Source organism: Nostoc sp. ChiQUE01b (assembly GCF_034531255.1).
Classification (GTDB): Bacteria; Cyanobacteriota; Cyanobacteriia; order Cyanobacteriales; family Nostocaceae; genus Nostoc.
Window position 1 is genome coordinate 1 of the sequence record NZ_JAVRBM010000072.1, and the last position, 12,562, is coordinate 12,562.

Sequence of the window (12,562 nt, forward strand, 5' to 3'; positions counted from 1 at the left end):
TCTAACATCAGTCCATATAAATTGATTTTTTATTGTTTGTGAGAAATTCGCGATTTCAGGTGCAGGGAGTAAAGCGATCGCCTAACATTTGTTTACAATTGCAAGTGCGATCACGCAGGGGCGGCTTCCGCATCGCTTAAAAGATGAGCAAGATTAACCTTATCGTCACTAAAAAATAGTTGCAGCAGTCACCAAACTACAAAGCACGTCAATTTTTGGTATTGTTTGCCTTGATTAAAAACTTAATTGGCTTTTACATATCGACTGACGCTTGCTTCTTTTCCATTCCCAGTATTGATTAATTTGTAGAAATAGAGCGAAGAGCCAGATCCATCGTATGTGAGCGTAACCACCGAACCAACCTTTGCTTCAATTAAATTGCTGTACCATACGAAGTATTGGTTGCCGCTTCTAGATTGAATCAAAGCCTTGTATGCGCCATTCGAGGAGTCCCAACCAAATCCTTGAATGAGCGTAACGGGCATAGATTCGGCAGCATGTGCAACCTCGGCAGTAAGCAATGCAGAAGATGTCAGCAGTAGGGCAACAGGAATCGAAGCTTGCCAAGTTCCTGCTGCAAGAAGCAGTGCGAATAAATTGCGAGCCTTTTTGGAAAAGCTACCCATCAGTGTATTGGAACTTAAGTTCATCATTTTTGCTTTCCTTAATTAAGAGAAGTTTTCAGGTTGTAAAATTTCGGTTCTGGCAGCTTGATTGACTCTTTGTCTGCCATCAATTGGGTTATGGGTTTGATTCAACAGAGCAACCTGGGTTGTTGATTCTCTGTTACTGCTATATCTGGATGAAGTTTGGCGAAATATGCAGCGATTAGTAAAGAAAAAATTGAATAATGCTAAAAACCGCATGTTATAGCAATCCTATTTGATTTGTGAAAATTTGCAGTGTTCAGATCCCCGACTTCTTAAAGGATACAGCTGGCGAATAGGGGGTCTTACCCCCTAATATGGCTTAGAGCAGCAGGTCAGAAGATACAAAAAGTAGAGTAACTTGTGGTATCTGTGTATGACACTGCATCCAAAAAATCAATGGGAAATACCAGAACAAACAGCACAAATAGCGCGTGCGTCATTCCCAAAAGGGAATATGTACATGAAAATGTACGATGAATTAGGAGTGTTATACGCAGATAGAGAGTTTACCATCCTATTCCCAGCCAGATGCGGACAATCAGCAATGTCTCCAGGGAAACTGGCATTAATCACAGTCATGCAATTTGGCGAAGGGTTAACAGATAGACAAGCGGCAGATGCAGTAAGGAGTCGAATAGATTGGAAATATGCACTTGGTTTAGAGCTAACAGATTCAGGATTTGACTGTAGTGTATTGAGCGAGTTTCGCAGTAGATTATGCGAGTATGGTTTAGCGAACAAGTTGTTAGATTTAATGCTGGTTAGGTTTCAAGAGAAAAAACTAATTAAGCATCGAGGAAAGCAGCGAACAGATTCAACACAAGTGATAGCAGCAATACGTCAACTAAATCGGTTGGAATTAGTTGGAGAAACATTCAGAGCAGCACTCAACGAAATAGCTTCAGTAGAACCAGAATGGTTGAAAGCAATTATTAGTGAAGATTGGTTTGAGCAATACAGTTGGAGATTTGATAATTACCGCTTACCGAAAAATAGAAATGAGCGGGAAGAATTGGCACTAAAAATAGGATTTGATGGACATTACATACTACATCAAATTTGGTTTGGTAATCACGATAAAGTTGGTTTATGCCAACTTGACAGTGTAGAAATCCTAAGAAAGGTGTGGATTCAACAATACACATTTGACAAAAATGGATTAGTGTGGCGAAACCCAAATCAGACGGGATTACCGCCGAATTCGATTTGTATTGAATCACCCTATGATATTGAAGCTCGTAATAGTAGTAAACGGGAGATAAATTGGACAGGATATAAAGTACATCTGAGCGAAACCTGTGATGAGCAAACTCCAAATTTAATTACAAATGTAGAAACAACTTCTTCTACAAATCCAGATGGAGAGGTGACATCGATTGTTCATCATCAACTAGCTCTCAAAGACCTGTTACCCCTGGAGCATTATGTCGATGCTGCTTATGTAGATGCCTACCAATTAGTTGAAAGTAATCAGGCTTATCAAGTTTCCCTGGTTGGGCCTGTGGCTGTTGATACTAGTTGGCAGGCAAAGTTAAAAACAGGTTTTGATATTAGTGCATTTATCATTGATTGGGATCAAAAAGTTGCAATATGTCCACAAGGAAATCTCAGTCGTCTATGGCGAAAAGCTCGTGACTGTAATCACAATCCCTTAATTGAAGTTGTCTTTGACCGTAAGATTTGTGCTACTTGTCCGGTACGAATTAATTGTACTTCCGCTAAAACTGCTCCTCGAAAGATCAAGTTGCGACCTCGTGACGAATATGCGGCACTTGTTGAACGTCGTCATCAACAACAAACTCCAGAGTTTGAGCAAAACTACGCACGTCGAGCCGGTGTTGAGGGTACTATCTCTCAAGGTGTAGGTAGGTTTGGCTTGCGACGAACACGATATTTTGGACTGGCGAAAACACATTTACAACATATTGCTATCATCTACCACTACAAAGATTGTTGTTAATAGCGATCCATTGTCTATGCTAGTCATGGGGGAAGTCTGAATTGAAAAGCTGGTAACTTTCATCTTCTTACTTCTCCCGCCTTTTTTCCTAATTCACATTAGGCGTAATTAATAAATCGATATAGGTTGCGAATATACCCGACTTACAATCCTAAGATAAATTTATGGTAACTTTTCAACCTCTACATCAGCACAATTCCAAGTATCATCGCAGGTTTTCCAGTTAAAAGAACCATCAGGATTTAATTCAATAATAAATTTGTCAGCAACGTAATTGGGATAAGGTGTTTGAGTACCAGGATATACAGGGTCAGAACCCAACAGTAATAAGCCTGTAGAAGATTGCTCCAATTTGATGCTTTGCTCAACAATTTTAGTTTGATTTGTGTTTTTATCAAAAAATTTAGTTAGTAATGTCCCTGAATCACCTTTCATCTTCAGGGTACTTTCGTAGACCACTTCAGAAAAGCTATACCGCAGTTTAAAATTTCCATAAATATCGTCAATACTTCTTGATGAAGTGCCAGGTGCTAGAGTTGCTAGTGGCGTAGGAGATTTTATAGATTGAGGTGGTGCATTCATACTGATCGATGAATCTATGGATTTCTTTGAAATAAAGGCTCCGAATGTAAGTGAAACCGATAAGAAACCTAGAATTGTTACGACACAACCTACTCTAATGTATTTTCTACCAGAATTTTGTTGATGTTCAAATCTCGGATAAGTAAATGGTATTGCCCCAGGATGCTGAAAAATTACAGGTAGCCAACTAGCACAAGGATAATCTTTTTCCAATTCGTCTTTCAATCTTTGACGTGCATTCCTCACAGATAAATATAAAGATTCACCTTTTGAAAATAATCCGAGAAAAAACTTCAAAAATTCTTGTGCTACTTTGTCTGGTATCGCTTCTCGCATCACTATAACTTGAGGAATTTGTAAATCAGCTAACTGCTGTGCTAATCCCAAGCCATCACAAGAGTTAAAAATAGCTAACTGCAACCCTCCTTGAATTGCCTTTCTTAAGCAATTTTTTAATTCATCAATATTTAAACTATCATTTGGATTAATATAAATCTTTCCTGTCATACTTTCAGTATGGCTATGTCCAGCAAAAAACAAAATATCCCAATTTTTATCCCAAAGTTGTTCACTTATTTCACTGCGCTTCGGTTCAGGGAGAAAGTGAACTTCAGCGTTGGGTAATTGTTGTAATAATTGACGGTCTTTCTTAATATCAATATCAGAGCTATTACCTAAAATCGCTAGTATACGTACTTTGCTGATTTCTAGAAATGGAGAAAGGGGAGCATAATTTTGTCTCCCCAAAGCAATTTCTGCTTTAGGATAAAGTTCAAAAAAATCCCAGAGATGCCAAGGAAGTCGCATCAAAATATTATCCACTTGGAGAATTACCCTCACTTCATCAGATTTAGATAAGTTCTCCAGTAATTTTTCTTTAACTGGACGAAATTCATTAGAATTCAACCAATTATTTAAACTATTACCTAACAAATCAGCAGCATTAAGACAATCTTGATAAGCATCACCCAGATGTGTGAACTCTTGTGTCGCTGCTTCTAGTCGTCGAGGAGTTCCTAAACTGAGATAAATTGACCGCCAATCCTGATAATATTGACTAATTTCTGGAATTGGAGGTAAATTACCATTAATTTCTGTGTGAAAAGGTTGACCTTCATCTCCTATCTGCAAAATTACACAAAACCCCTGGTTAAAATCCCCCTGATATGCCTTAAAAACCACTAACTTGGCCATTACCATCCTCTACGAATAGTTACTAAAAAGTTAAAGTGGAAAATCTTTAGCAATACAGCTATCTCCTACTGATATTTTGACGCTAAATCTTTCTCCTCGTTTAGCACTAAATTTCTTTTGAATGGCTCTATCAGATTCTCTAGCAACAATTTCGCTGAAAATATTACCAGTTTCATCTAACACCGTCATTCGACAACCAGCAGGTAAATATCTTTGACCTTCCATCGCATGAACTTGTACTAAAACAGCAACTTTACTATCACTTTTTTCTAAAAACCCCACAATCAAAGCCAACGCATTACCTGCTAATTGCATTCCCAAATTACTACCTCGTTTAACTCCCACCGTAGAATTATCGGGGTCTATCATCCACAAACTTGCAGCAGCAGTCCAACGAGTTTCTTCATTTTGTGTTGTTCGGATTAAATGAATTAGGGAATCAATTGTTTCTTTATCTTGATAACCAATTTCTCCTAATCTTTCAGCAGCTATTTGTCTTTGTCCCTCATCTGAAGTGTTTTTAATTTGCTCAATTAGGTTTTTTATCTGTTTTAAAGTTTTAGCATCAGGCTTTTTACTCAACCTTTTTTTTCTAAAAGCCCAATTGACTTGTGAAGTTGCAAATAATTCCTCTAATGTCTGCCAACCTGTATCGAATATATTCTCTAACCAACTTGATAGATTTATTGCTGCTTTTGTTGGTGTAACCACAGATGGAGTAACAGCGGATACTAATCCCGAATTTCGATATTCATACAGTTTCTGCCTCCATTCATCATTTTCTAGTAATGCTGCCCACTTAAGAAAATCTATATCCAAACGAGGCGAATAAGGAGAAGCTTGGCTCAATTGCTTGATGAGATTTTCTGCTTCATCTGCTGATATTTTTGGCAGAGTTGGAATAGCTTCTCTTTGTTGTGGACATACTTCTAGAGATACTAAAAATGCATTTATATCTTGAACTAAATCATCTCTGAACAAGGTATAAGTATGCTCTACAGCATCATATTCTCCCTGATTTTTCAAATCAAGATGTGTAGTAAAGCTCCAAATACAAAGACTATGCTCATCTGGAATAATTTGCACGGCTAAATAATAATCAGCAACAAATTTAGGAATATCTACCCATTCTTGAGGAACGCAAAATTCTTGATTATCAATTGCTTCGCTAAGAATAATAACAATGCGTTTATCTCCAAGAAAAAATGACGAACCATTTACAAATTCCCAAATATCTGGCGAACTCCAAGTTATGGGTTGGGATAAATCAAGCTCTTCTTTTAGCCATTCGCTCAAAATATTTTGACTGAGAAAATTGAGAAATGCATTCCAACGGGCTGCATCATGAGAGTATTTTTTTGAATGTTTTACTTGCGACCATGCCTTTTCTTTGTCATTTTCTGAAAATTCTAAAATCACGGCTTTAGAATTATTATTGATTAATTTCACTATATTTTGCTCAAACATGACTTTCCTCTCATTAGTTTCCAAATGTGGCATAAGGTGCGCTTTTTATCCATGTATCGACGAAGGTTGAAATTAGCTGATTAGCTTTATCGATAAAGGCTAAGATTTCCTGTCGATCTGATTCAGGAGAATTAAGTGGTAAATCTCTTTGCACTTGTTCAGACAATTTTAAGCATAGCTGCTGTTTTACACCATCAATTATTTCCTGCAAAGCTGATTCGTGAATCTTCAATCGCTCCGCTACTGTGCTTAAGGACAATTTCTGCTCATAGTGAAGCTTAAATATTTCTAAATTATCAGAACCTTCTGGAGGGAAGTTATTACTTAAGTTTTCCTCCAATTTAGATTTAAAATATGGCTCTAAACAATCATCTATTGCTTTTGTCGAGATATCCTCAACCTTCTTGGGAGTAATCTCATTAGGAGTAATACAATTGAATTTTTGTAAGTTCAATTTAACTACGTCTCTCAATATCAATCGTTTAGCTTTTTGAAGACGACGTGATACTTCAAACTGCCTTATATTAAAAGCATAGCCAATATGTACTTGATCTATAGATAACCCTAGCTCAAGCTGGAGCATCTTTTGCTCGTCTCTAGGAAGTTTATTATAAGAATTAATCAAAATTGATTTTAGTTCATTCAATTGCTCGTCATCTTCTAATTTTATCTCCTTTTCCCAAGGAGTTAAACTTATTTCATTTTGCCCAGGATCTACTAATTTATCAGTAGATACATTTTCAAACAAATCTACCTCTTCTCCATCTGAATTTATATAAGTTGTATCTACATTTGAAAGTGATATTTTTTTTGATATATCTGCTCTCAAGGCTTTTACACAAGTTTTGAGAAAACTGTCAAGCTTTTCACTATTTATAGCCAATGTTGAAGACAAAATAAATTGATTATAGCGGTTCGTAATTGGTTCCAATTTTTTTGGACTTGGCCATTCTAATTTTTTTTGAGTTTTTTCTTCTTTTGGGGTAGTTTCTTCTGTATCAGAGTCAGTAGTATTCGGCGCATAAATTTGCTTATAGCAACGCCAAGCTAGGTCGCATTGGAAAAATAACGTATTTTGGCGGGCGGAATCGTCACAAGTTTGTAGCAAAACTTGTAAGTCTTCGCTGCTAACAGATGCTGAGAGTTTTTGAGAGGAAGCTAACTCTTTGTAACGATTAGTGATAGCTTTGAGTTGCTTAGAAGTTAAATTTTTTATCTTAGTATCTGCTATTTCCTTAAAGCACTTCCAAGCTAGCAAGCATTGAGATAATTTTGGTTGTTCAATATTTACTTTTTCTAAAACCTGTTTTAAAGATGTTTCCGTAAGCGATCGCAACTGTAATTCATAAATTCCGAATTTTTGTAACGACTCTTTCAGGTATTTTGCGCTTATGTTTCGCAACAATCCTGCATCAGAATACTTAGCTTTTTCTACACCCATCCTAAGAAATAAGAAAACCTTATATTGTATTTTTTCTCTAACATTTTTTCTAACAAATGCTTCTAAGGAACCACGCTCTGGGTCAAATTTATTCAAGATTTTTTTTAATTGTTGATAGTCATTTATGTATTTTTGAGCTTCTAGTAGACAATCCGTCAATAAAAATATCGAGTTAGGAAACTTTTTGTATTCTTCTTTAGCCGCGTCGTAGACAGTTTCTTGTAAGTATGCTGCCAAATGTCCAAATGCAGACGGATTTGGATTTTCTTGCTTGGTTTGATTTAAGAAATACAGTACTAAGAATTCCTCGCTATATTCCTGTTCGCCATCACCATTTTGTTGGAGTTTACTAACCATTTTTCTGAAGTTACTAACTAATTCAGGATTTTCTTTCCAGACAATAAGAATATGCCCATCACTATTCTCAGATATATAGAGAAAAGTTGTAAATTTGTCTTTTATATTTGTTCGTCGTTGCATTATCCGTCTTCCTGTTGCTAATATCAAGTTTATTATTTTGAAATAACTTGCTCTTTAATAGGGAAGTTTGGCACAATATATTTCTAATGTTTCAGTTAAGGTGATTGTTGGATAATTTAATAAATATATGCTTGTAATTTATCCACAACTATCCAACAAATCATTTTTTGACTGAAGCAACAACATTCCATATTTTTTGCCAAACATTACTTGAACTGGAATGATTCTCCGTTGCTGGTTGCTGATTTGGAGATTCTGCTAAACTTTTGCGCCGGAGTAGTGCTTGTTCGATGTAAGTAATTGACCCTGGATAGGTTTCTTCTAAATTCAATAGCAGTCTTTCTCCTATTTCTTCTTCGGCTGGGTCGATACCAGTCTCTAAAATAGTTTTTAATCTTGGCATAGCGATTTCATCTACTATTCTTACCAAAGCTTCTAAACAGAATCCAAACTGTTTTTCTGTCAAGATGCTATCCAGTAAGGGAAGCTCAACTGTTGCACAAATTTCTCTTCCCATTGGGTCATAACTCCAGCGCACCATATTGGTTTGCAAAGACAGGTTGAGTAATGCTTTGAACAATACAGGTGCATGTGCATCATTGATATTTGTCAGCAGTTGCGGTGCTAGCATTTGCAAATATTCTCCTCCTTCACCTAAACTAATTACAATCAAAAAATCCTCAATATTCTCAGTTTGAAATCCGGTGATGATGCGTTGATTTTCTGCATCAACTTCGTACTTTAAGTCGTTTTGTTCTAGGTAACTTGTTATTTGCTCTAGTGTTACTGCCATAAATGACCCCATTTTGATTTACTATTGGCTGACATCAGTAGTTCTGGATGGGTTTTGAGATTTATGCAGGCTGCGGTTTAATTAGACTCGCCAATTAAGGTAAAAGCAGCCCAGTTCTTGGGATCTGGGTGTTTTTCCATAGTTTTCAACATTGCCTGACGTAGTGCAAAAGCTTTATCATTGCCTTGCTGCAACTGTTGATAAAACTCTGTCATTAGAGATGCGGTAGGAGCATCGGGTATTGACCATAGGGAGACAATAACACTGGGTACACCTGCACTAATCAAAGAACGCGATAAACCAATCACCCCATCACCCGTGATTTTTCCAACTCCCGTATTACAAGCACTCAAAACAACTAACTCGGTATTATTAAGCTTTAAATCGAAGATTTCGCTCGCAGTTAGTAAACCGTTGGTTCCTTCTTCTTTTCCTTTATTCAGAGGTTCGGGAGCAAGGGCTACAGCACCCGGTACACCTCCACCTGTAAAATCATCAAGTAAGCCGTGAGTTGCAAGGTGAATGATTCTGGCTTTGGGGAGTAGGGGTAAAATTGCAGATTTAGTGGCTTTCTTGCCTATAATTGCATTGGTTTTGTATATCTGCGCTACCTCTTTTGCTTCTATCTCTGCATCTGGGAGAGGGTCTAACTGCGTTGCAGGTTTCCCAGGATACAGTGATACTTTAGGCATGGTGGGATTACCTACAACCAGCACGTCTTTAGAAGTTCCTAAGATTTGTTGGCGCTTTTGGCGAGTTAAATCTAGTACCTGTATCGATGGTGCAGTCAGGATGGTGTGTTTCTCAATGAGATACTTGCGGTCAGCGTCTTGGAGTGCTGGAAAGGGAACGAAAAATAAAGAACCTTGGGGAATGAAGGTGACGCGATCGCCCTTGTCTTTGGGTAAGAGGTCAGCGATGGGATCGATGAGAATTTTGTGCAGTTGTTGTAAGTTGATGTTGGCTGCTTGGGAATATGAAACTTTTGTAACTTCGGTAAATTTTCTTTCCATTTCCACGGGTTGCTCTGTGTCTTTGCGATCGCTCAGTTGAATTTTGACTGTCCTGTTTTGAGGATTAACTGCAATTACTTTCCAAGCAGGGTCTTTAGCGAAAGCATCATTGGGTTTTACTAAGTCACCAACTGCAAAACTTTGTTCGTTATTTGCACTTCTGGGAAAATCTATAGCGACACCAAGAGATTCGAGGGTTTTGCTAACGAGGTCATCTAAAGAAGTGTTTTGTTTTTGCCACAGGGGTTTGAGGTCAACTGGGTGAAATTTGACTTCACCTGTGGGTTTAATTACCCAGATATAGAGTTCTGATTCTTTAAATTGTATTTTATCTTTGACTTTGAAATCATCGTAAACAATTGAATATTGAACGAGGGTAGTATTTTGCTGTTTGGCAGTTTGTTTAATTTTTTCAATTGTTGGAAAAGTGAGTGATTGTTGTTGAGGGTTAGGGGATAATTTAGAAGCAAGTAACTCCACGAAAGCTCGTGCCCTTCCGCGTTCAGCTATTTCTAAGGCTAGATCATTTTTCTTCTGGGCTATCAAAACTTGTTGTAGAGCGCGGTATGTGTTGCGTTGCGTGTCAAAAATGGATACTTTTTCGCTATCTTTTAATTCCCGACCTCGTAGAGATTCTCTAACTGTCATTCCCTCAAATAGCGTACTCTCTGCCAAGTTGAAATTTCCTTGTTTGTAGAAATAAAATCCTAGATTGATCAGTAACTTCCCCTTGTTTTCAGAGTCGTTAATTTCTCGTGCGATCGCTAAGGATTGTTGAGAATAATCAATCGCTTTTGGATAGTCTCCCTGGTAAGAGTAAACAAGACCAATATTTCCCAGTGCAATGCTCTGGCCCTTACGGTCGTTTATTTTTCGTGCGACATCCAAATGCTGCCGGTCATAACTAATCGCTTTTGGATAGTCTTCTAATTTAGTATAGATATCACTAAGATTCGACAATGCGTTACCCTCGCTGTGACGGTCTTCAATTTCTTGTGCGATCGCCAAGGACTGCTTAATGGAATGAATCGCTTTCTGGTCATATCCCAGGTAAAGGTTGGCAGCGCCAAGATTTAGCAGTGATTGACCTTCGGCTTTACGGTTTTTGATTTCTCGTGCAATCTTCAATGACTCCTGGTGATAGTCAACTGCTTTTGGGTAGTCTCCCAGGAAAAAGTAGATATTACCGATATTTCCTAGTATTTTGCCCTGAGTTGAACGGTCTTTAGTTTCTCGCACGACAATCGCCAAACTTTGTTGTTGGGACTCAATCGCTTTTGGGTAGTTTCCCAGGTCAAGGTAGACAATACCGAGATTTGACAGCGATTTAATCTCGCCTAGAGGGTATTTAATTTCTCGTGCGATCGCCAAGGACTGCTGATGGTGGCTAATCGCTTTTGGGTAGTCTCCTATGCTTTCGTAGACAAGACCCATATCTCCCAGCGTCGCACCCTCGCCCTGACGATCTTTAATTTCTCGTGCGATCGCTAAGGCCGGCTTAAGGTAATAAATCGCTTTTGTGTAATCTCCCTTGTTAATGTAGACAGAACCAAGATTTCTTAGTGAATAACTTTCGCGTTGACGGTATTTAATTTCTCGTGCGATCGGTAAGGATTGCTCAAGGTAATGAATCGCTTTTGGGAAGTCTCCTAAGTTATCGTAGGCATTACCGAGATTGACCAGTGCATCTACTTCGCCCCAAGGGTATTTTATTTCTCGATAGATTAAAAGTGCTTGTTCCCATGATTGCGATGCTGCTTTAAATTGGCTGTTTTGAAATTGCTGGATACCTAAATCAAATAGTCTATCTGCTTCCGGTTTTCGGGGGTTATTTTGGACTTGGGCTAAGGATAAAGCTTGTAAAATTGCTGCTTCCAGTTGAGGGTCTTTAATTTCCCGTGCGATCTCCGATGCTTGCTGGCAATAGGCGATCGCTTGTTTCACGTTTCCTGTGTTTAGGTATGCTAAACCTAAATTATTCAAGGATTTTGCTTGGAGCGTGCGATCGCTTATTGTTTGAGCAATGGCTAATGCTTGTTGGTAATTGGCGATCGCTTGTTTCGCGTTTCCTGTGTTTAGGTATGCTAAACCTAAATTAATCAAGGACTTAGCTTGAGTGGAGCGATCGCCTATTGTTTGAGCAGTAGTCGCTGCTTGTTGACAAGACTGCAACGCAGCTTGAAATTGGTTCTTATTAAGCTGTTCTCTGCACAAATTCAACAGATGCTCTGCCTCTGATTTGCTAGTTTCCGTACTTTGACCTAACACCTGTATCCTAAAAAATGGTGTTAGGGAATTAAACGCAAAACCTGTTAAAACAGCAGTCACAAGAGCGACAATACCCAGAACAAGCTTTTTTGAGCGCATAGGTGACAAATCAAGTACTTATCACCAGTATTAACCGATTAGTAAATTATCTCTAGCCTATATACAATTTCTTCAGCTTATGTCGAGGTTTCGATAAAAATCTTTACACTATAGCAAGGTGATTTTTGGATATTTACCGTAGAAATTATACTGAAACCCGATCCTGAAAGCGAGCGCGTACAAACTTTAATAAACTTCATAATAGTGACTGCATAATCTACATTGTTCTTTCCAGAACTAAATACAGAACGAGCAAAAGTTTCGTTTGCAGCAAGTCGGCGGTATTCGAGCAAAAAATAAGGAGATGTATGATGCAGTCTTTCCAAACATTTGTCGATTGGTTTGAAAATTGGAGATACGAAGTCTCAAATAATTTCCTGAAACAGTTTATTCCTCTAATTGTAATCATGCTGTTACTTTTTAGTGGAACGTTTCTAACTGGCTGTACTCCTAGTCAGCTTCCGGAATCGGTTTATGTTGACTGTGGAACGCAAATTGGTTTTTTCAATAACTGTCGCGGTTAATTTAAGCTTTAGCTCATTCATTTTAGGACTAAAAGGTAATATTATGTTGTCTTTTTAGCTCTAATCAAGAGTTATCGAGAGATGATTAGCA

8 protein-coding genes are annotated in these 12,562 nt (G+C 38.0%); 1 reads left to right on the forward strand and 7 read right to left on the reverse strand.

All coding sequences use genetic code 11. The features are described 5' to 3' along the window. Positions 1 to 242: 242 nt before the first annotated feature. On the reverse strand, positions 243 to 653 hold the full coding sequence (locus RMY63_RS31805; protein ID WP_225892572.1) for a hypothetical protein: 411 nt from the start codon (positions 651 to 653) through the stop codon (positions 243 to 245). 15 nt (positions 654 to 668) lie between these two features. Beyond that, positions 669 to 866, reverse strand: coding sequence for a hypothetical protein (locus tag RMY63_RS31810; protein WP_322732520.1), 198 nt, complete (start codon positions 864 to 866; stop codon positions 669 to 671). Positions 867 to 1,023: 157 nt separating this feature from the next. Between RMY63_RS31810 and RMY63_RS31815 the strand changes: the two genes are divergently transcribed. Further along, on the forward strand, positions 1,024 to 2,610 hold the full coding sequence (locus RMY63_RS31815) for a transposase (RefSeq protein WP_322732521.1): 1,587 nt from the start codon (positions 1,024 to 1,026) through the stop codon (positions 2,608 to 2,610). A 162-nt stretch (positions 2,611 to 2,772) separates the two neighbouring features. On the opposite strand, the gene RMY63_RS31820 is transcribed toward RMY63_RS31815, so the two are convergent. The 5 genes from RMY63_RS31820 to RMY63_RS31840 form a co-directional block, all read right to left on the reverse strand. Beyond that, the gene (locus RMY63_RS31820; RefSeq protein ID WP_322732522.1) at positions 2,773 to 4,386 is read right to left on the reverse strand and encodes a CHAT domain-containing protein; all 1,614 of its coding nucleotides are present in this window, start codon (positions 4,384 to 4,386) and stop codon (positions 2,773 to 2,775) included. 30 nt (positions 4,387 to 4,416) lie between these two features. Further along, positions 4,417 to 5,853, reverse strand: a complete 1,437-nt coding sequence (locus RMY63_RS31825; RefSeq protein WP_322732523.1) for a DUF1822 family protein — start codon at positions 5,851 to 5,853, stop codon at positions 4,417 to 4,419. A 13-nt stretch (positions 5,854 to 5,866) separates the two neighbouring features. Further along, positions 5,867 to 7,774 (reverse strand): hypothetical protein, encoded by a 1,908-nt coding sequence (locus RMY63_RS31830; protein ID WP_322732524.1) that lies wholly within the window; start codon positions 7,772 to 7,774, stop codon positions 5,867 to 5,869. Positions 7,775 to 7,934: 160 nt separating this feature from the next. Beyond that, on the reverse strand, positions 7,935 to 8,567 hold the full coding sequence (locus RMY63_RS31835) for a hypothetical protein (protein ID WP_322732525.1): 633 nt from the start codon (positions 8,565 to 8,567) through the stop codon (positions 7,935 to 7,937). A 77-nt stretch (positions 8,568 to 8,644) separates the two neighbouring features. Then, positions 8,645 to 11,947: a CHAT domain-containing tetratricopeptide repeat protein gene (locus RMY63_RS31840; RefSeq protein ID WP_322732526.1), complete on the reverse strand. Its 3,303-nt coding sequence runs from the start codon at positions 11,945 to 11,947 to the stop codon at positions 8,645 to 8,647. Between the last annotated feature and the right edge of the window lie 615 nt (positions 11,948 to 12,562).